The sequence below is a fragment of the Variovorax sp. GW822-FHT04E09 genome (assembly GCF_058800845.1).
Genome location: NZ_JBXAMR010000007.1, coordinates 154,755 through 172,491 on the forward strand (window position 1 = coordinate 154,755; position 17,737 = coordinate 172,491).

21 protein-coding genes are annotated in these 17,737 nt (G+C 68.1%); 12 read left to right on the plus strand and 9 right to left on the minus strand.

Features of this window, described 5'->3' with window-relative positions; genetic code table 11:
* Position 1 precedes the first annotated feature (1 nt).
* The 6 genes from AC1RL8_RS25330 to AC1RL8_RS25355 all read left to right on the plus strand — a co-directional run bounded on the left by AC1RL8_RS25330 (position 2) and on the right by AC1RL8_RS25355 (position 5,068).
* Positions 2-673: a nitroreductase gene (locus AC1RL8_RS25330; RefSeq protein WP_492686585.1), complete on the plus strand. Its 672-nt coding sequence runs from the start codon at positions 2-4 to the stop codon at positions 671-673.
* Between the two features lie 15 nt (positions 674-688).
* Positions 689-1,219, plus strand: coding sequence for a hypothetical protein (locus tag AC1RL8_RS25335; protein WP_492686506.1), 531 nt, complete (start codon positions 689-691; stop codon positions 1,217-1,219).
* A gap of 173 nt (positions 1,220-1,392) precedes the next feature.
* Complete coding sequence (locus AC1RL8_RS25340; RefSeq protein WP_492686505.1) at positions 1,393-1,842, plus strand: hotdog family protein; 450 nt, start codon at positions 1,393-1,395, stop codon at positions 1,840-1,842.
* A gap of 41 nt (positions 1,843-1,883) precedes the next feature.
* Positions 1,884-2,861: a Bug family tripartite tricarboxylate transporter substrate binding protein gene (locus AC1RL8_RS25345; RefSeq protein ID WP_492686504.1), complete on the plus strand. Its 978-nt coding sequence runs from the start codon at positions 1,884-1,886 to the stop codon at positions 2,859-2,861.
* A gap of 11 nt (positions 2,862-2,872) precedes the next feature.
* A complete protein-coding gene (locus AC1RL8_RS25350; protein WP_492686503.1) occupies positions 2,873-3,853 on the plus strand; it encodes a Bug family tripartite tricarboxylate transporter substrate binding protein in 981 nt (326 codons plus the stop codon).
* A 3-nt stretch (positions 3,854-3,856) separates the two neighbouring features.
* A complete protein-coding gene (locus AC1RL8_RS25355; RefSeq protein WP_070062798.1) occupies positions 3,857-5,068 on the plus strand; it encodes a CaiB/BaiF CoA transferase family protein in 1,212 nt (403 codons plus the stop codon).
* Positions 5,069-5,071: 3 nt separating this feature from the next.
* Here AC1RL8_RS25355 and AC1RL8_RS25360 read toward each other — a convergent pair whose 3' ends face one another.
* The 3 genes from AC1RL8_RS25360 to AC1RL8_RS25370 are packed head-to-tail and all read right to left on the minus strand — an operon-like array spanning position 5,072 to position 9,233.
* Positions 5,072-6,058, minus strand: coding sequence for a Bug family tripartite tricarboxylate transporter substrate binding protein (locus AC1RL8_RS25360; RefSeq protein WP_492686502.1), 987 nt, complete (start codon positions 6,056-6,058; stop codon positions 5,072-5,074).
* A gap of 41 nt (positions 6,059-6,099) precedes the next feature.
* Positions 6,100-8,220: an acetate--CoA ligase family protein gene (locus AC1RL8_RS25365; protein ID WP_492686501.1), complete on the minus strand. Its 2,121-nt coding sequence runs from the start codon at positions 8,218-8,220 to the stop codon at positions 6,100-6,102.
* A gap of 20 nt (positions 8,221-8,240) precedes the next feature.
* Positions 8,241-9,233, minus strand: coding sequence for a tripartite tricarboxylate transporter substrate binding protein (locus AC1RL8_RS25370; RefSeq protein ID WP_062475192.1), 993 nt, complete (start codon positions 9,231-9,233; stop codon positions 8,241-8,243).
* A 201-nt stretch (positions 9,234-9,434) separates the two neighbouring features.
* On the opposite strand from AC1RL8_RS25370, the gene AC1RL8_RS25375 reads away from it, so the two are divergent.
* The 5 genes from AC1RL8_RS25375 to AC1RL8_RS25395 all read left to right on the plus strand — a co-directional run bounded on the left by AC1RL8_RS25375 (position 9,435) and on the right by AC1RL8_RS25395 (position 14,225).
* Positions 9,435-10,988: a long-chain-fatty-acid--CoA ligase gene (locus AC1RL8_RS25375; protein ID WP_492686500.1), complete on the plus strand. Its 1,554-nt coding sequence runs from the start codon at positions 9,435-9,437 to the stop codon at positions 10,986-10,988.
* An 88-nt stretch (positions 10,989-11,076) separates the two neighbouring features.
* Positions 11,077-11,442, plus strand: a complete 366-nt coding sequence (locus AC1RL8_RS25380; RefSeq protein ID WP_095746821.1) for a hypothetical protein — start codon at positions 11,077-11,079, stop codon at positions 11,440-11,442.
* A 28-nt stretch (positions 11,443-11,470) separates the two neighbouring features.
* On the plus strand, positions 11,471-12,292 hold the full coding sequence (locus tag AC1RL8_RS25385) for a helix-turn-helix domain-containing protein (protein ID WP_492686499.1): 822 nt from the start codon (positions 11,471-11,473) through the stop codon (positions 12,290-12,292).
* A gap of 35 nt (positions 12,293-12,327) precedes the next feature.
* Positions 12,328-13,308, plus strand: a complete 981-nt coding sequence (locus AC1RL8_RS25390; protein ID WP_492686498.1) for a DMT family transporter — start codon at positions 12,328-12,330, stop codon at positions 13,306-13,308.
* A gap of 8 nt (positions 13,309-13,316) precedes the next feature.
* Positions 13,317-14,225, plus strand: coding sequence for an alpha/beta hydrolase family protein (locus AC1RL8_RS25395; protein ID WP_492686497.1), 909 nt, complete (start codon positions 13,317-13,319; stop codon positions 14,223-14,225).
* Positions 14,226-14,247: 22 nt separating this feature from the next.
* Here the strand turns inward: AC1RL8_RS25395 and AC1RL8_RS25400 are convergent, their stop codons facing one another.
* Entirely contained in the window at positions 14,248-14,583 is a 336-nt protein-coding gene (locus AC1RL8_RS25400; RefSeq protein ID WP_492686496.1) for a hypothetical protein, read from the minus strand.
* Positions 14,584-14,846: 263 nt separating this feature from the next.
* On the opposite strand from AC1RL8_RS25400, the gene AC1RL8_RS25405 reads away from it, so the two are divergent.
* Positions 14,847-15,167: a hypothetical protein gene (locus AC1RL8_RS25405; RefSeq protein ID WP_492686495.1), complete on the plus strand. Its 321-nt coding sequence runs from the start codon at positions 14,847-14,849 to the stop codon at positions 15,165-15,167.
* A 19-nt stretch (positions 15,168-15,186) separates the two neighbouring features.
* On the opposite strand, the gene AC1RL8_RS25410 is transcribed toward AC1RL8_RS25405, so the two are convergent.
* The 5 genes from AC1RL8_RS25410 to AC1RL8_RS25430 form a co-directional block, all read right to left on the minus strand.
* Entirely contained in the window at positions 15,187-15,558 is a 372-nt protein-coding gene (locus tag AC1RL8_RS25410; RefSeq protein ID WP_492686587.1) for a DUF4288 domain-containing protein, read from the minus strand.
* Positions 15,519-15,998 carry a tetratricopeptide repeat protein gene (locus AC1RL8_RS25415; RefSeq protein ID WP_492686494.1) on the minus strand — a complete coding sequence of 160 codons (480 nt, stop codon included), beginning with the start codon at positions 15,996-15,998 and terminating at the stop codon, positions 15,519-15,521. The genes AC1RL8_RS25410 and AC1RL8_RS25415 overlap by 40 nt, the downstream gene beginning before the upstream one ends.
* Positions 15,999-16,108: 110 nt before the next feature.
* Complete coding sequence (locus AC1RL8_RS25420; RefSeq protein WP_492686493.1) at positions 16,109-16,534, minus strand: DUF4279 domain-containing protein; 426 nt, start codon at positions 16,532-16,534, stop codon at positions 16,109-16,111.
* Positions 16,535-16,714: 180 nt separating this feature from the next.
* Entirely contained in the window at positions 16,715-17,215 is a 501-nt protein-coding gene (locus tag AC1RL8_RS25425; RefSeq protein ID WP_492686492.1) for a tetratricopeptide repeat protein, read from the minus strand.
* 77 nt (positions 17,216-17,292) lie between these two features.
* Positions 17,293-17,715 (minus strand): hypothetical protein, encoded by a 423-nt coding sequence (locus tag AC1RL8_RS25430; RefSeq protein WP_492686491.1) that lies wholly within the window; start codon positions 17,713-17,715, stop codon positions 17,293-17,295.
* Between the last annotated feature and the right edge of the window lie 22 nt (positions 17,716-17,737).

A 17,737-nucleotide genomic window follows, 5' to 3' on the forward strand; every position in this document is an offset into this window, starting at 1 on the left:
CATGACTGTCTACGACGCCGTCGCAAGCCGCCGCTCGGTGCGCGAATTTCTCGACCGCCCCGTGCCGCCCGACACCCTCCGCCGCGTGCTGCAGGCCGCGCTGCGCGCGCCCTCGGGCGGCAACCTGCAACCGTGGCACCTGCATGTGGTGGGCGGCGAGCGCCTGGACGAACTCAAAGCCCTCATGCGCACCCGCGTGCAGGAAACGCCCGGTGGCGAAGGCAGCGAGTACGACATCTACCCGCGCGAGCTGGTGGCGCCCTACCGCGACCGCCGCTTCGCCGTCGGCGAGGCGATGTACGCGCGCCTGGGCATTCCGCGCGAGGACAAGGCCGCGCGCCTGAAATGGTTTGCGCGCAACTTCCAGTTCTTCGGCGCGCCGCTCGCGCTCTTCTGCACGGTGGATCGCCGCATGGGCCCGCCGCAGTGGTCCGACCTGGGGATGATGTTGCAGAACGTCATGCTGCTGCTGCGCGCCGAGGGCCTGGACAGCTGCCCGCAGGAATGCTGGGCCATCTACCCGCAGACCATCGGCCGCTTCATCGACCTGCCGCCCGAACGCATGCTCTTCACCGGCATGGCCATCGGTTATGCCGACCGCGACAAGCCCCTCGACGCCCTCGAGACCGAGCGCGCGCCGCTGGGCGACGTCGCTGAGTTCATCGGCATCTGAAGAAAGCAGTTGCACATGGACGATTGGGAAAGCGCCTGGGCGCCGATGGTGGCGCGCGTGGGCGAAGACTTTGCGAACGGCGTGATCCGCTGGGGCGCCGACGTGATCGAGGCCGGCGCCGTGCGCCGCTATGTCGAAGTGCTGGAGTTCGACTGCCCGCTGCATCAAGGCCCAGATGCAGTGGCGCCATCGACCAGCCTCGCGAGCCTCACGCTGCCGCCCATGTGGGCCCCGGGCCAGCCGCCCGTGTTCACCAGCGAGGCGCGCAACGCCGAGCCCGAACGCAGCCCGCTCAAGGGCACGCGCCCCGAGGGCATGCCGCCCACCACCGCCTACATGGCGACCGACTACGAGGTCGACTACCTGCAACCCGCGCGCCTGGGCGACCGGCTGGGAAGGCGCGGCAACCGGCTCGTGCGCTGCGAACCCAAGGCGACCAAGGTAGGAAAAGGCGCCTTCACGACATGGGAGTACGACATCGTGAACCAGCGCGAAGAGGTCGTGGCCCGCTGCCGCTTCGGCATGTACCACTACCTGCCGCACTAGAGAACAGACGCCCGACGCCATGCGGCCTCCCGCACTGGCGCACGGCCACCCGTGCACAGGGCACTGGGTGCTTCCCGCAGCGAAATCAAGGAGGAGGCCGCAGGCCGGGGGACATTCGCGGAGGGAAGTACCCGGTGGCCTGTGCACGCGCCCTGAACAAAGAAAGCAACAAGATGAACTGGCAAGAACAACGCCACTGGAACGAAGTCAACGAGGGCGACACCTTGAACCCCCTGCCCTTCCCCCTCACCGTCTACCGCCTCGTGATGGCCGCCGGCGCCAACCGCGACTTCAACGCCATCCACCACAACACCGAGCACGCCCAATCGACCGGCGCCCCCGAGATGTACGCCAACGTCATGCTGCTGCAGGGCATGTGGGAGCGCGCGATTCGCGAGTACATCGGCACGGCCGGCGTGCTGCATGCCATCCGCGGCTTTCGCATGAAGTCGTTCAACACCGCGGGCGACACCGTCACCGTGCGCGGCCAGGTCGAGCGCAAGTGGATCGACGACAGCGCCGACGCCGCGCATCGCCATCGCCTCGACCTGCGCCTGTGGAGCGAGAACCGCCACGGCGTGTCGGTCGGCCCCGGCATTGCCGTCGTGAGCCTGCCGCCCTGACATCGCACCCACGCAGAAAAACCATCGGAGACAAGACAGACATGCACAGCAGATTCACCCGCCGCCACGCCCTCACGCTGGCCGCCGCCCTGGCCACGAGCAGCGCCTTCGCGCAGCAGCCAACCTGGCCCGACAAACCCATCCGCATGATCGTGCCCTACGCCGCAGGCGGCGGCACCGACGTGTTCGCGCGCATCGTCGCCGAGGGCCTGGGCAAGCGGCTCGGCCAGAGCGTCATCGTCGACAACCGCCCCGGCGGCAACGGGCAGATCGGCATCACCGCCGTGCAGCGCGCACCGGCCGACGGCTACACCGTGCTGTTCTCGCTCACCTCCATCATCCAGAACCCGCTGCTGTACCCCAACGCCGGCTTCGATCCGTTCAAGGACTTCGTGCCCGTGTCGGAAGCGGGCCGCCTGCCCATCGTCTTCACCGTGAGCAACAAGCTCGGCGTCGACACCCTCGACGGCTTCGTCAAACTCGCGCGCGCCGCGCCCGGCAAGTACTCGTACGGCTCCTACGGCAACGGATCGAGCGCCCACCTGTACGCCGAGGTGCTGCAGGACGCCGCGGGCATCCAGCTGCTGCACGTGCCCTACAAGGGCGAAGCGCCGGCCATCACCGACCTGCTCGGCGGCACCGTCGATGCCGTGTTCGTCTCGGCCAAGGGCGTGGGCCCGCACGTCGCGGCCGGCAAGGCGAAGTCGATCGCCGTGGTCGGCACCGCACGCGCCCCGCTCGCGGCCGGCGTGCCCACCTTCAAGGAACAGGGCTTCGCCGGCATGGAGTCGGTCGGCTGGTTCGGCATCTACCTGCCCGCCGGCACGCCGCAGCCCATCGCGCAGCGCCTGTCGACCGAAGTGGCCCAGGTGGTGCAAAGCCCCGAGCAGGCGGCGCGCATCGAAGGCCTGGGCGTGATCCCGGTCGGCAGCACGCCCGCGCAGCTCACCGCCACCATGCGCGCGGACCATGCGCGGTGGAAGCAGGTGATCCAGGCCAAGAACATCAAGCTCGATTGAGACCGCACGCCATGACACGTCTTTCCTCCACGCTCGGCCTCGCACTCGCAGCCTTGCTCACGCTGCCCGCCGCCGCGCAACAGCCTCCGGCCGACTACCCCTCGCAACCCGTCACGCTCGTCGTGCCCTTCCCCGCCGGCGGCATCACCGACAACATCGCGCGGCTGGTCGCGCAGGAACTCGGCACCGCCTGGGGCAAGCCCGTGGTGGTCGACAACCGCGTGGGCGCCAGTGGCACCATCGGCGCCGCCGCCGTCGCGCGCGCCCCGAAAGACGGCCACACCGCCCTCTTCACCATCACCACGCACGTGCAGATGCCCGCGCTGCAGCGCAAGCTCTCGTACGACGCGGTGAAAGACTTCGCGGCCGTGTCGCAGATCGGCATCTCGACCTCGGCATTGGTCGTGACGCCCGACGTGCCCGCGAAAACGCTGGCCGAACTCGTCACGCTGCTCAAGGCCGAGCCCGGCAAGTTTTCGTACGGCTCCACCGGCGTGGCGACCACCTCGCACATCTACGGCGAGCTGTTCAAGAAGGAAGCCGGCGTCGACATGCCGCACGTGCCCTACAAGGGCGCCGCGCCGATGGTGACCGACCTGCTCGGCGGCCACATCCGCGTGGCCGTGCTCGACACCGGCACCGCCCTGCCCTATCTGCAAAGCGGCAAGCTGCGCGCGCTGGCGGCGCTGGGCACGCAGCGCTCGGCCACGCTGCCGCAGGTGCCGACCTTCCAGCAGGCGGGTTACGCGGGCTTCGAGCCCTATGCGTGGATTGCGCTCTTCCTGCCGGCCGGCACGCCGCAGCCGCGCGTGGACAAGATGTCGAAGGCCGTCGCCGCCATCATCGCCAAGCCCGAGGTGCAAAAGAAGATGCGCGACATGAACATCGAGCCCGTGGGCAGCACGGCCGCCGAATTTTCCGTGGTGCTGCGCCAGGACGCCGACACCTGGAAGCGCGTGATCGACAAGACCGGCATCCGCCTGGAGGACTGACCGATGACGCCCCCTCCACTTTTTCGCGGCGCCCTCGAAGGCGTCAAGGTGCTCGACCTGTCGTCCGTGGTGCTCGGCCCGCTGGCCAGCCAGATGCTGGCCGACATGGGCGCCGACGTCATCAAGGTCGAGGCGCCACAGGGCGACCTGGCCCGCTCGGTCGGACCCGCGCGCCACAAGGGCATGTCGTCGCTGTACCTGTCGTGCAACCGGAACAAGCGCAGCCTCGTGCTCGACCTGAAGCAACCCGCCGCGCGCGAGGTGCTCGACACGCTGGTGCGCGGCAGCGACGTGCTCGTGCATTCGGTGCGCACCGATGCAGCGGCGCGCATCGGCATCGACGCGGCGCGGCTGCTGGAACTCAACCCGCGCCTCGTGAGCGCGCACGTCAAGGGCTTCTCGGACGAGGGGCCGTATGCGGGCCTGCCGGCCTTCGACGACATCATCCAGGCCGCCTCGGGCCTGGCGCAGCTGCAATCGATCTACACCGGCGAGCCGCGCTATATGCCCGCGCTCGTGGCCGACAAGACCACCGCGCTGTACGCCGCCTACGCCATCGTCACCGCGCTGTTCCACCGCGAACGCAGCGGCCAGGGGCAGGCGGTCGACGTGCCGATGTTCGAGACCATGACCGCCTTCAACATGGTGGAGCACCTGTGGGGCCACACCTTCCAGCCACCCATCGACGACATGGTGTACGGCTCGATCCGCTCCGGCGTGCGCAAGCCTTTTCGCACGGCCGACGGCTACATCGCGCTGGTGCCCTACACCGACGCGCAGTGGCTGCGCTTCTTCGAGGTGGTGGGCCGGCCCGAGCTGCGCGAGGACGAACGCTTTGCCACACTGGCCGCGCGCGTGCGCAACCACACCGTGGTGTTCGGCGAGCTGGAGCGCGCCACCGGCGCGCGCACGACAGCCGAGTGGGTCGCGGCCTTCCGCCAGGCCGACATTCCGGCGATGCCGATCCAGACGCTGCAGCAGCTGCCCGACGATCCGCAGCTGAAGGCCAGCGGCCTGTGGCACGACGCCGAGCACCCGACCGAAGGCACGCTGCGCTTTCCCGGCGTGCCGTTCACGCTCTCGGCCACGCCGGGCGGCGTGCAGCGGCTTGCGCCGTCGCTGGGGGAGCACACGGACGAGGTGCTGGGGGAGTTCGGGTTCGAACGCGCGGCGGTCGATGCGCTGGTGACCGCCGGCGTGGTGGCACGGGCCTGAGGTCTATTCAAGCTTCAGGTTCATGTCCTTGATGAGCCGCGACCACAGCAGGTTCTCCCGCCGCACCGCTGCCATCAACTCACCCGGCCCTTCACCCGAAGGCTCCAGCCCCAAACCGATCATCCGTTCCTGAAGATCGGGCTGTGCCACGGCCTTTCGCACCGCACCGGCCAGCTTGTCGATGGCCGGTTGCGGCGTGCCGGTGGGCGCGAAGAAGCCCCAGAAGCCGCCGTGCTCGTAGCCCTTGAAGCCCTGCTCGGTGAAGGTGGGAATCTGCGGCGCGAGCGGCATGCGGCGCGTGCCGAACACGCCCAGCAATTTCGCGCGGCCCGACTTCGCGTGCGGCAGCGCCTCGCCCATGGTGACGAAGCCGCCCTGCACCTGGCCGCCGAGGATGTCGATCATCAGCGGCGCGCCGCCCTTGTAGGGCACGTGCGTCATCTGCAGGCCCTCGTCGCGCATGAGCTTCTCACCATAGAGGTGGCCCGACGAGCCCTGCCCCGCCGAGCCGAAGCTCAGCTTGCCGGGCTGCGCCTTGGCCATGGCGACGAACTCGCGCATGCTCTTGGCCGGCACGCCCTCGCCCACCGCGAACACGAGCAGGCCGTAGTTCGACAGCGACACGGGCGCGAAGTCTTTGAACACGTCGTAGCCGGGCTTGGCCATCAGCAGCGGCGCGAGCACGAAGGAGTTGACGGCGAACAGCAGCGTGTGGCCGTCGTCCGGCGCCTTGGCCACGAAGGACGCGGCAATGGCGCCGTTGGCACCGGGCTTGGGGTCGATCAACACCGGCTGGCCCAGCGGCTTGGCGATGCGCTCGCCGATGGTGCGCGCGATGCCGTCGACCAGCCCGCCGGCCGCCGAGGACACGATCACCTTGATCGGCTGGGTCGGGTAGGCGTCGGCCGCCTGCGCCTTCGGCAGGGCACCGAGCGCGGGGGCCAGCAGTCCGCTCGCGCCCCATTGCGCGAATCGACGTCGTTGCAGCATGGAAGAAGTCTCCTGTTGGTTTTCTTGACGATGAAAGCGGTTCAGCCCGCCGCGCCCCACACGGCCAGCGCATCGAGCGCCTCGACCGTGCGGCCGTCCACCCGCAGCGGGTTGACTTCGAGCGAGACCAGGTCGGGGCCGAGCGCGAGCGCGGCGTTGCCGATGGCGGCCACGGCTTCGGCGATAGCATCGCGGTCGGCCGCGGGTGCGCCGCGCCAGCCGTCGAGCAGGCGCGCACCGCGCAGCTCGGCCAGCATGTCCTTCACCTCGGCGGGCGTCACGGGCAGGAGGCGCAGGCTGGTGTCGCGCAGCGCCTCGACCCAGATGCCGCCGAGCCCCACGGCGAGCGCCGGGCCCCACTGCGGATCGCGCACGGTGCCGACGAAGAGCTCGAGCCCACCCTGGCGCATCGGCGCGACGAGGATGCCGTCGATCTCGGCCTCGGGCCGCGCCGCGCGCACGCGCGCATCCATCGCCTGCCAGGCCGCGCGCACCGCGTCGGCGCCCTGCAGGTTGAGCGCCACGCCGCCGACCTCGGTCTTGTGCGCGATCTGCGCCGAGGCGATCTTCAGCACGACCGGGCCGCCGAGTTCCTGTGCAATGCGCGCGGCCTCGTCGGCGCTGCGCGACAGCCGCACGGGCACTACGGGCACGCCGCGCTGCGAGAGCCACTCGAGCGTCTCGCGCTCCGAACGCAGAGGCTGCGCGGGCGGCGTGGCCGGCACTGCAGCAGCGACACCTTGCGCGCCCTGACGCCGGCGCAGCGTTTCCGACCAGCGACGCACCGCGCCCGCCGCACTCATCGCATGGTGGATGCCGCAGGCGATGTGGCGGATGCCGGTCTCGGCGATGAGCTCGCGCGACCGCTCGCTCACCTGCATCACGTAGTGGCTGCAGACGATGGCCGGCACCGGGCTGGCGGCCAGCCCACGCGACACCTGCGCGAGCACGGCGCGGTTCAGCGGCGTGTCGTTGGCCGGCGCGTTGGGCACGTCGGCCACGACGATGGCGGCGCCCAGCGCGGGGTCGCGCACCAGCGCTTCGAGCGCGTTGCCGAACAGCTCGGGCTGCAGCATGGCGGCGCCGGTCACGTCCAGCGGGTTCTGCGGCGTACCGTAGCCCGGCAGCACCTCGCGCAGCGCGGCCTCGGTGGCGGGCGCGAGCGGCGTGAGCGCCAGGCCCTCTTCCTCGGCGCGCTCGGCAAAGATCTCGCACATGCCGCCCGACATCGACACCGCCGCCAGCCCGCCGGCCGCGAAGGGCCCGGTCATGCTGGCGAAGGCGGCGGTGAACACCAGGTCTTCGATGGAGCGCACGCGCATCAGGCCCAGGCGCTGGCACATGGCGTCGAACACGCGGTCGTCGCCCACCAGCGAGCCGGTGTGGGCCTGCGCGGCCTGCGCCGTGATCTCGCTGCTGCCCATCTTCAGCACCACGATGGGCTTGGCCACGGCCAGCGCGCGTTCGGCCGCGGCGGCAAAGCGCTGCGGGTCGCGCACGGTCTCGGCGAACACGGCGATGGAGCGTGTGTGCTCGTCGTCCACCAGGTAGTCGATGACCTCGGCGATGTCGATGTCCGACTCGTTGCCGGTCGACACCATGCGGCTCAGGCCGATGCCGTGCACCTGCGCCATGAACGACAGCTGCCCCGCCAGCGCGCCGCTTTGCGACACGATGCCCAGCGTGCCCGCCGGCAGCGGCTCGCGCAGCGAAGCGGTCCACACGGCCGAGCGGTCGACGTAGTTGACGAAGCCCAGGCAGTTCGGCCCGAGGATGCGCAGGCCGCGCGATCGCGCCTTGGCCGTGAGCTGGCGCTGGCGCTCGCGGCCTTCCTCGCCGGCTTCGGCGAAGCCCGAGCTCAGCAGCACGGCGTTGCCGATGCCCGCGCGCTGCAGGTCGGCCAGCGCGTCGTCGAGCGCGTCGGCCGGCACCATGAGCAGCGCCGTGTCGACCGGCTCGCCGATGGCCTCGGCCGAGGTGGCCGCCGCCATGCCATGAAAGCTGCCGCCGCGCCGGTTGACCGGGTACAGCTGGCCCGCGTAGCCCAGCGTGCGCAGGCTGGCGAGCGCCGCGTTGGACCACACCGAGCGCTCGGTGGCGCCGACGAACGCGATGGCCTTGGGGTGGAGGAAGCAGTGAAGAGAAGAAGAGGAAGAAGTCATGGCGGGAAGAAAGGTCGGGTTCAGTCGTCGAGCTTGATGCGCAGGTCGCTCACGAAGCGCTTCTCGTCGGCGTAGGTCTTGTGCGCCCAGGCCGTGTAGGCGGGGCTGTCCATGTAGAACCGGACGTAGTCGTTCAAGTCGAGCGTGCGCAGGAACTCGGGGTCGTCCACGGCCTTGCGGAAGGCCTCCTGCAGCGCCTGCACCACCTTCGGGTCCATGCCGCGCGGGCCGGCGATGCCCCACGATCCGTTGGCCACCACGTCGTAGCCCAACTCCTTCACGGTCGGCACGTTCAGCCGCGTGGGCGAGCGCGCTTCGTTGAAGGTGGCCAGCAGGCGCACGCGCCCGCCCGCCACGGCGGCGCCGAAGCCGGCCTCGGAGACCGCGTCCACATGGCCGCCCATGAGCGCGTTGTACAGCTCGGCCGCGCCCTTGAAGGGAATGAAGTTGAACTTCACGCCGGCCAGCGCGGCCAGCCGCTCCATCGACACGTGCGAGGTGCCGCCGCGCCCGGTGGTGCCGTACGACACCTCGCCCGGCTTGGCCTTGGCCGCGGCCAGCAGCGCGTTCAGGTCTTTCCACGGCGCGTCCTGGCGCACCGTGATGCCCAGCGTGGCGGCCGTCACGTTGGCCACGTAGGTGAAGTCGGTGGCGGGGTCGTAGCTCACCTTCTGCAGGTGCGGCAGCCGGTACAGCGAGCTCAGCATGAGCGACAGCGTGTAGCCGTCGGGCGCGGCCTTGCGCGCCATGGTGGTCGGCGCCAGCGTGGCGGCCACGCCGGGCTGGTTGAGGATCACGATCTGCTGCTTCAGCTCGCGCGAGGCCGCCAGGGCCAGCGCGCGCGCCTGCACGTCGGTGGCGCCGCCCGCGGGGTACGGCACCAGCAGCGTGATCGGCTGCTTGCCGAACAGGCCCTGGGCGCGCGCCAGGAAGGGCAGCGCGGTGCCCGCGGCGGCGAGCGCGGCGCCGTGGATCAGGCGGCGGCGCGCCGGGTCGGTCGGGAAGGAATGCATGGCTTGTCTCCGGTCGGTCGAACAGTCGAATCGTTCGTTCTTCGGCGATGGTCGCGCGCAGTCCTTGGCCGGTCACCGTCGCTTCGGACGACTTTGGCCGCCGCAGCGCTTTCGATCCCGTCGCTTCCGACGATGCCGGCTCGGCGCGTCCCTTCCATACTCGGCGCACAACAACGAACCGACCGACGGAGACCGCAGTCCATGGACCTCACCCAGCCCCTGCACAAGGCCCTGCAGGAACGCCCCGGCGCCACCGCCCTCGTGTGCGGCGAGCGCCGCAGCACCTTCGCCCAGTTCGTCGACCGCGTGGCGCGGCTCGCGGCCGTGCTGCAGTCGCTGGGCCTGCAACCCGGCGACCGCGTGGGCCTGCTGGCGCTGAACTCCGACCGCTACGTGGAGTACCTCTACGCCACCTGGTGGGCGGGCGGCGTGATCAACCTCGTCAACATCCGCTGGAGCGCGCGCGAGGTCGCGTACTCGCTGGATGACTGCGACACGCGCATCCTGCTGTCCGACGCGCACTTCGGCGCCGTGGCGCAGCAGCAGCGCGAACTCTCGCGTTCGCTGAAGACGCTGGTGTACTTCGGCGACGGCCCCGCGCCCGACGGCATGGCCGATGCCGAAGCCCTCATGGCGCAGGCGCAGCCCGTGCCCGACGCGCGGCGCGGCGGCGCCGACCTGGCCGCCGTGATGTACACCGGCGGCACCACCGGCCTGCCCAAGGGCGTGATGCTCACGCACGGCAACCTCTACACCGGCCAGCTCTCGGCCAACATGGCCGCCACGCGCCCCGCCGAGGCCGTGGGCCTGAACATGGCGCCCATGTTCCACGTGGGCGGCACCGGCCTCACGCTGCAGCTGATGATGCGGCTGTGCACGCAGGTCATCATTCCGGCCTTCGACGAAGTGAAGGTGCTCGAGGCGATCCAGAACGAGCGCGCCAGCGAGACCTTCATGGTGCCCACCATGCTCAAGCGGCTCATCGAGCACCCGCGCTTTGCCGAGTTCGACACCACGCCGCTGCAGCTGGTGCTGTACGGCGCCGCGCCCATCGACGACGCACTGCTGCTGCAGGCCATCGACAAGCTGCCGCGCGCGGGCTTCTGCCAGCTCTACGGCATGACCGAGCTGTCGCCCGTGGTCACCGTGCTGCCCACCTGGTGCCACCACCCCGACCAGCCGGCCGCGCGCCGCCGCTCGGCCGGGCGGCCCGTGCCCATCGCCGAAGTGCGCATCGTCGATGCCGAGGGCCAGCCTGTGCCGAACGGCACCGTCGGCGAGATCGCCGCGCGCGGGCCGATGGTGATGGCCGGCTACTGGAACAAGCCCGAGCAGACCGCCGAGGTGCTCCGCGATGGCTGGATGCACACCGGCGACGGCGGCGTGATGGACGCCGACGGCTTCGTCTACGTGGTCGACCGGCTCAAGGACATGATCGTGAGCGGCGGCGAGAACATCTACTCGGCCGAGGTCGAGAACGCCATCACCCAGCTGCCGCAGGTGTCGATGTGCGCCGTGGTCGGCGTGCCCGACGACCAGTGGGGCGAGCGCGTGCATGCCGTGGTCGTGCTGCGCGCCGGAGAAAGCCTGAGCGCCGAGGCGCTGGTGGCGCACTGCAAGACGCTGATCGCAGGCTACAAGTGCCCGCGCAGCGTGGAGTTTCGCGAAGAGATTCCGCTGTCGCCGGCAGGAAAGATGCTCAAGTACAAGCTGCGCGAGCCGCACTGGGAAGGGCGCGCGCGCAAGGTGGGGTGACGCGCCGGCGGTGTGTGTGCGGATGTGTGCGGGTGTGTTTCACCTGCTTGGGGTATGGTGGCGGGCCGCCACCTGCACCCACTGCGACATGCACCGCCGCCTCCTCGCTCTCGCCCTGCCCTGCTTTCTGCTCCTTGGCCTCTCGCCCGCCTTTGCGAACGGCAGCCTGCAGTGCGACGGCCGGCCGTACGCGGTCGAGATCCAGTTCAGCCTCTCGACCGGCCAGCTGACCGAGCTGATCGTGGCGAACACCGCCTCCGGTGCCGACGAGACCGAGCGCTTCAGCCTGCAGCAGCGCTTCGTCGACCATCGCCGCCAGTTCATGCGCGCGCGCGGCACCGGCCTGGACCGTCCGCAAGTGGCCGTGGCGCTGCGCGTGGCCGGCGCGACCGGCACGCTCAGCTACCGCGGCGCGCAGTACGAGTTGCGCTGCAACTGGACCGCGCTGGGCTGATCCACCCTGTCGTGCGTTCACGCTTCGCATGCCGCAAGACCGCACCCTTCTCTATGCCGGACGCGGGTTCGAGGTGGCGCATGTGCGCCTGCACGCACCGCAGGGGCCGGCGTGGAGCGACCTGTACACCGTGGCCTCGCCGCGCGTCGTCTTCCCCATCGGGCGCACGCGGCTCGACGTGCGCTCGGGCGATCACACCTGGCTGACCGACGCGCTCACCGCCATCCGCTTCGGCGACGCCGCCGCCTACCGGCTGCGCCCCGAGACCGCGACCGTGCGGCACAGCCTCGTGGTCAGCGGCCATGCGTCGGTGAGCCCGGCCCACGGTGAAAGCGCGGCGGGCGTGAGCGTCTGCCTGCTGACCCCGCAGGCGCTGTACCGCATGCACGCGGCACGGCGCCAGCTGCCGGACACCGACGGCGCACAGGCCGCGGCCCTGGTGGCCGCGCTCGTCGCCGAGCTGGGCAGCGCGCCGCACCAGGCGCCCTGGCACGGCGCCGTCGCACGCGCACGGCAGCTGCTGCTGACCGAAGGCAACGGCCCGGGCGCGCGGCCTGCTCTCTCGCTGGACGAACTGGCCGAGGCCGTGTCGCGCTCGCCCTTTCACCTGGCGCGGCGCTTTCGCCAGCAGACCGGCCTGAGCCTGCACCAGTACCGCCAGCACCTGCGGCTGGCGGCGGCGATGGAGCGGCTGGCCGACGGCGAACGCGACCTCGCGGGCCTCGCGCACGACCTGGGCTACTGCAGCCAGAGCCACCTGGGTGCCGTGTTCCGGCGCAGCGTCGGCGTCACGCTCGGCGAGGCCCGTCGCGTGCTCGGGCCGGCCGGCGCAGCAGGCGCACGAATCTGATAGCTTTCGCGCCGGCCGGGCCACAGACTGGCCCGATGACGACATCGCCTCGCACCCTCTGGACCGGCGCGCTCGCCGCGCTGGCCGCCGCCCTCATCGGCAGCGCCTGGCAGCTGCTGTCGCGCCACGGCGTGACCGCCACCGCGCTCGGGCCGATGGACCTCGCGCTGCTGCGCTACGGCATTCCCGCGCTGCTGCTCAGCCCGCTGTGGCTGCGCGGCAGGCTCGTGCCGCCGGGTGCGTCGCGCGGCGCGCTCGTGCTGCTCGTCGTCGGCAGCGGCCTGCCCTTCGGCCTGCTGGTGCTGGCCGGCGCGCAATGGGCGCCCGCCAGTCACATGGGCATCTTCATGGCCGGCAGCCTGCCGCTCTTCACCGCGCTGGGCGCGTGGGTCTACCGGGGCGAGCGCGTGCATGGCCTGCGCCTGCTCGGGCTGGCCGCCATCGCCGTCGGCATGGCCGTGTTCGCGGCGGGCAGCTTCGGCGAGGGCCTGCGCCAGCAGCACTGGCGCGGCGACCTGCTCTTTCTGCTGGCGGCCCTGCTGTGGACCGTCTACTCCCTGGCCTTCGGCCGCTGCGGCATGAGCGCCTGGCAGGGCGCAGCCTTCGTCAACGGTGCGTCGACCCTGCTGCTGTTGCCGCTGCTGTGGCTCGCCGGCCCGCCGCGCCTGTTCGCCGCGCCATGGACCGACATCGCGATGCAGGCCGCGGGGCAAGGCGTGGTCGCCGGCCTGCTGGGGCTGGTCGTCTACGGCGTGGCGATCACGCGGCTGGGCGCCGCACGCGCCGCGCTGTCGTCCGCGCTCGTGCCCGTGCTGACCACGCTCGGCGCGGCCTGGTGGATGAACGAGCCCGTCACGCGCCCCGCGCTGCTGGCGCTGTCGTTCGTGGTGCCCGGCGTCGTGCTCGCGAGCGGCGCGCTGCGGTGGCGGGTGCCGGCGCCGCGCGACAGCGAACGGCAGGCCCCGGGGCAGAATGCGGCGGCGCCCTTGCCCACTTCCGAAAGCACTCGCCCATGAAGAAAAAGATGAATCGCCTTCGCACCGCCGCGCTCGTGGCCGCCTCGTTCGCGTCGCTCTTCGCCTTCTGCGGCGCGGGCTGGGCGCAGCGACCGGAGCCGCAGCAACAGCCGCAAGCACAGCAGCAACAACCGCTGCACCGCAGCGTCGTGCGCGTGCCCACGCCCTTCGTCGAGAACGGCGCGCCCGTCACGCTCGAGATGGTCATCTACAAGCCCGACGGCGCCGGCCCGTTCCCCACCGTCGTGTTCAACCACGGCTCCACCGGCATCGGCAACGACCCGGCCTTGTTCAAGCAGACCTGGGCGCCCGAGCGAACCGCCCGCTGGTTCACGCAGCGCGGCTGGCTCATCGCCTATCCGCAGCGGCGCGGACGCGGCCAGTCGGACGGCCTGTACGACGAAGGCTTCACCGCCAAGCGCGAGCACTACAGCTGCGAGCCCGCCATCGCCCTGGCCGGCTTCGACCGCGCCGTGGCCGACCTCGACGCCGCCGTCGCATGGCTGCAGCGCGACCCTGACGTCGACACCCGCCGCATGGAAATCGCAGGCCACTCGCGCGGCGGCATCCTCGCGGTTGTGTATGCGGGCCTGCACCCCGACATGTTCCAGGGCGTCATCAACTTCGTCGGCGGCTGGATGGGCGACAAGTGCCCCGGCAACGCCGCCGACGCCATCAACCCCGCCACCTTCCGCCGCGGCGCGGCCTTTGCCAAGCCCACGCTGTGGCTCTACGGCGAGAACGACCCGTTCTACGCGATGTCGCACAGCCGCAAGAACTTCGAAGCCTTTCGCGAGGCAGGCGGCAAGGGGCGCTTCGAGAGCTTCACGCTGGAGGGCGGCGCGAGCGGGCATGGGCTGCTCGGGCAGCAGGGGCTGTGGGGGAAGGCGGTGGAGGCGTATCTGGCGGCGCCGTGAGGTGGTGCGGCACCGTCGTGCGCTAACGGCGCAGGTCGGCTGCCGCGGCGTTCAACTGCGCGATGAAGTCAGGAAGAGGAATGCGTGAACCCAGGCTTCCGTCCTTCCCGGGGAACGCAACGCAGAGGTGCTCCCGGCCTTCCTCGCGGTCGAGCAGCAACAGGAACTGGCCATCGAAACTCAGTTCCGCGACGAGGTGCTCGTGCGCCGTGTCGCTCAGGATGGTCGTTTCCCATTTCTCGTTTTTCATGTCTGCTTTGCGGAAGAAAGATGACGATGCCGTGCGCTGTGGGTTGAGGCCCGACAGGGCCGGATGATAGGTCTGCAAATCCACCCTCGCGCGAGCAGCAGTGGCCATGGCTATACTGCGCCGGTCACGTCAACACAGGGCGTGATCGGGCTTGGACTCCCGTTGAAATCACTGCGACGTAAAGCCGCAGCCACCCCGCAGGGTCTGCGGCTTTGTCGTTCGTGCTTCCTGTTTAGGCGGCTCGATGGGCGGGCGCGAGCCCGGCCGGTTTCACGCAAGTGGTTTCCCGGTAGTCCAACCCGTCGAGCCGCCGCCCCCGCTTGGACTCGGGTGCGTCGGTTTCAGCAAACCGAAACCCTTGGAGGCCATTCATGGCTGCATCTGCATCTCCCCGCGCGCGCGCGCACGCGTCTTCGCTTCCTGCATCTTCTGAAACCGCCAGTGCCGAATCGCTCGCGCTGCAGGCGTGCGATAACGTCGACAGTCTGCATGCGGTGCAACGCGCCTACGCGTGCATCGAGAAGCTCATCGTTCCGCAGCGTGTGGGGGAGACGGAAGAGGTCTTTCCGACGCGTACGGAGTTGGGGGCGCTGGTGCGGCTGGTGAATGAGGAGCTGCAGCGGCGGATCGAAGCGGCCGATGCAACGACTCAGTCACTGCGTGCGGCGCTTGGTGAAGGCGGTGTGCAATGACCGACCTCAGCGCCATCGATTACTCGCGATACAAGACGTTCACCATTTCGCCTCTTGCCAAGGCGAGAACTTCATCGAACGTATCGACCTCGAGCACCGAATAGGTCAGCTCTTGTCCACTCGCCAACGCTGCGCGCTCAGGCAACGGCGTTGTTTCTGCTTCGACTATTTTTCTGATGCCTGCGAAAAGGTAGCTCGCCCTCTTTTCGTTCAGTTCCAAATGCCCGTCAGCTCCTGAGTCCTCGTTTGCTATGGCGATGATTTCCGCCTTGGCTCTTGCCTCGTCTGAGTCAGCTGCATTGATGACGTACACGTTCTCATGCACGAGGAAGGAGTCTTGGCTCTGATCAATCAGCTTGAAGTAGAACAGTGCGTGTGCCGCGTACCACATAGCAGTCCCTCTGGAACGAAATTCAAAGAACGTTTGGCCTTGTGCTCGGAATCGGTAGCCAACTCCTCCAAGGATTCACGAGCCCATTCTTCTCCCATCGCAGCGGCACGTCGGTACCAGATCTTCGCCAACTTGGTATTGCCTTCACCTCGATAGTGCGAACCAAGCGCCGTCGCCCCATACGCACTCCCTCGCCTGAACGCGGATCTATAAAGCTGCTTGGCGAGCAGAGCGTTCTTGGCAACGCCTTCGCCTGCGCTGTACAAGTTTCCGAGATTGACTTTGGCCTCTGATGAGCCAAGCGCGGCAGAACGCCGGTAGTACCGAATTGCAGCCACCAAGTTACCGGATTCGTGGGCTTCGCACGCGGCCTCCAACAGAACACGAGCATCGTGGCGATCTTTGGGATTTATCGAAAAAACTATCCTTCTTTTCTTCATGTTGCACCGCAATTTTTCAACGAATCTCCAGTCCAGAGCGGCGACGACACCACGGCCGTTCGAGAACTCTTCGGACGAAAGGTGCGAAGGGTCGGCCCGAAGCACCCAGCCTATGCCGGCCTTGACAGGTTGGGAAAAACCTCGACGCCGATGTGAACACCAAGTCTTGCAGCGAGCGCCATTGTCTCTGGTGAAAGATCACTGCCAATGTTGATGGCTCCCGGCAGCTGCGCAATCACTTGCAATTTGCCGCCAGAAGACAACAAGCGCACAACAAACTCGTGCGCTTCCTCCAGCCATTCCAGAACATCGTGGATCTCTTCGAAGAAGAGACGTTTTCCCTCAGTCCATGAGGTATGACTCCACATCGCACCCGGGGTGAAATGGCGCTCTCCAGCATTCCAAGCGTGCGTAGATCCCATATTCAAGGCGACGGTGATCTCATCGACTGACATGGACGGGTGAGTGATGAGCAATCGAATGCTGTAGTGGCAGGCCGTTTCGTTCTCGGTATCACTCGAATTTTCTTCATCCATCACTGACCACCTCCATGCTTTCGGACTTCGACACGAGCGTGCCAGCACATCAACTTTTCAATCGCGAAACGGCGACAACGATTTCTGCCTCGCTCTTTGACAGGAACTGCTCGAACTCACGCACCCAGTCGTCCACCGTCAACGTTTTCATCTCAAGAATTTCTCAACTCATCTGACACGTCATCTACTTGCCATCTCGCTCGCCCTCTTGAAATTCAGGCGAGCCTTCCGTCCGATCTGATCTCTACGTGTACGGACAAGGAAGTAGGCTGCCGCGGCTTCCAAAAATCGCCCCTGATCAAGAAGTGCGTTTCCAAGGTTCACCGACAACGCCGCTCGATCTTTTCCACTCAAACTCTCAATCTCTAGCCCCTTCCGAAAGAACCTCTCCGCGAGCTTCGGTTGCTTCATAGCGTCGTAGCAATTTCCGATTGCCAGAAGACTTTGCGCGTCCAGCACGTCCGCTTTGTAAGCTCGCTTGTATGCCGTTACTGCTTCTTTGAAGTTCTCAAGCTTGAACTCTGCACTCCCAAGGCAGTACCAGGCGTGATTGCGATCCCTGGCATATGGTCTGCGTAGGCGTCTGGTCCTTGGATCGATCAAGCGCTGTCGCACGTGATCAGCCTGCCCACCCTTCAGCAGCGAGTGAATCGAATCGAAAGATTCTTCCTCAGCGATCAAGATATCCCTTCCACATGGCGACGCAGAACTCGGCGGGTCAGAACGTTCCCACCCCTTTTCAGGAGCATCGCACCTCTTCACGGGGTTTTCATGTACGCGGCATTTTTCCAGAGAAGTTCAGATGAAGCGATGCCAAGAGCAGCCGACACTTGCTCCAGCCAATGCTCCCAGTCATCCAGCTTCGAGCAAAAGAATAATTCCACGATGCTCTCGGGACGACTCTTGTATTTGCAGAGGTAGAAGCGAAACCCGTCTTCCAACTTCAGATAGGCGATTTCGCACTCTTCCAAGTCGTCGATCTCGTGCTCGAAGCCAAAGTTGAATTGCTTCGCAAGAGTCGAGAGGCTCGATGAAATCGTCGCAACGTGTGCCGTATTGAAGCCAAACGACTCAACTCGATCTTGGAAAATTGAAGGCGGTTTCATGCAGTCACTTGCGATCATTGCCGACACACAGGCAGGTTCACCACGGCGGTCCATATCAGCCCGCTCGTCGCGCATGCGGATGTACTTCGCCTACCAC

Excerpts from the sequence above, each read along its gene's own strand:
- AC1RL8_RS25340 (WP_492686505.1), top strand. The coding sequence starts at position 1,393 with ATGAACTGGCAAGAACAACGCCACTGGAACGAAGTCAACGAGGGCGAC.
- AC1RL8_RS25335 (WP_492686506.1), top strand. The coding sequence starts at position 689 with ATGGACGATTGGGAAAGCGCCTGGGCGCCGATGGTGGCGCGCGTGGGC.
- AC1RL8_RS25405 (WP_492686495.1), top strand. The coding sequence starts at position 14,847 with ATGGCTGCATCTGCATCTCCCCGCGCGCGCGCGCACGCGTCTTCGCTT.
- AC1RL8_RS25415 (WP_492686494.1), bottom strand. The coding sequence starts at position 15,998 with ATGAAGAAAAGAAGGATAGTTTTTTCGATAAATCCCAAAGATCGCCAC.
- AC1RL8_RS25390 (WP_492686498.1), top strand. The coding sequence starts at position 12,328 with ATGACGACATCGCCTCGCACCCTCTGGACCGGCGCGCTCGCCGCGCTG.
- AC1RL8_RS25330 (WP_492686585.1), top strand. The coding sequence starts at position 2 with ATGACTGTCTACGACGCCGTCGCAAGCCGCCGCTCGGTGCGCGAATTT.
- AC1RL8_RS25430 (WP_492686491.1), bottom strand. The coding sequence starts at position 17,715 with ATGCGCGACGAGCGGGCTGATATGGACCGCCGTGGTGAACCTGCCTGT.
- AC1RL8_RS25375 (WP_492686500.1), top strand. The coding sequence starts at position 9,435 with ATGGACCTCACCCAGCCCCTGCACAAGGCCCTGCAGGAACGCCCCGGC.
- AC1RL8_RS25420 (WP_492686493.1), bottom strand. The coding sequence starts at position 16,534 with ATGGATGAAGAAAATTCGAGTGATACCGAGAACGAAACGGCCTGCCAC.
- AC1RL8_RS25350 (WP_492686503.1), top strand. The coding sequence starts at position 2,873 with ATGACACGTCTTTCCTCCACGCTCGGCCTCGCACTCGCAGCCTTGCTC.
- AC1RL8_RS25360 (WP_492686502.1), bottom strand. The coding sequence starts at position 6,058 with ATGCTGCAACGACGTCGATTCGCGCAATGGGGCGCGAGCGGACTGCTG.
- AC1RL8_RS25380 (WP_095746821.1), top strand. The coding sequence starts at position 11,077 with ATGCACCGCCGCCTCCTCGCTCTCGCCCTGCCCTGCTTTCTGCTCCTT.
- AC1RL8_RS25370 (WP_062475192.1), bottom strand. The coding sequence starts at position 9,233 with ATGCATTCCTTCCCGACCGACCCGGCGCGCCGCCGCCTGATCCACGGC.
- AC1RL8_RS25385 (WP_492686499.1), top strand. The coding sequence starts at position 11,471 with ATGCCGCAAGACCGCACCCTTCTCTATGCCGGACGCGGGTTCGAGGTG.
- AC1RL8_RS25410 (WP_492686587.1), bottom strand. The coding sequence starts at position 15,558 with ATGTGGTACGCGGCACACGCACTGTTCTACTTCAAGCTGATTGATCAG.
- AC1RL8_RS25365 (WP_492686501.1), bottom strand. The coding sequence starts at position 8,220 with ATGACTTCTTCCTCTTCTTCTCTTCACTGCTTCCTCCACCCCAAGGCC.
- AC1RL8_RS25400 (WP_492686496.1), bottom strand. The coding sequence starts at position 14,583 with ATGGCCACTGCTGCTCGCGCGAGGGTGGATTTGCAGACCTATCATCCG.
- AC1RL8_RS25395 (WP_492686497.1), top strand. The coding sequence starts at position 13,317 with ATGAATCGCCTTCGCACCGCCGCGCTCGTGGCCGCCTCGTTCGCGTCG.
- AC1RL8_RS25355 (WP_070062798.1), top strand. The coding sequence starts at position 3,857 with ATGACGCCCCCTCCACTTTTTCGCGGCGCCCTCGAAGGCGTCAAGGTG.
- AC1RL8_RS25345 (WP_492686504.1), top strand. The coding sequence starts at position 1,884 with ATGCACAGCAGATTCACCCGCCGCCACGCCCTCACGCTGGCCGCCGCC.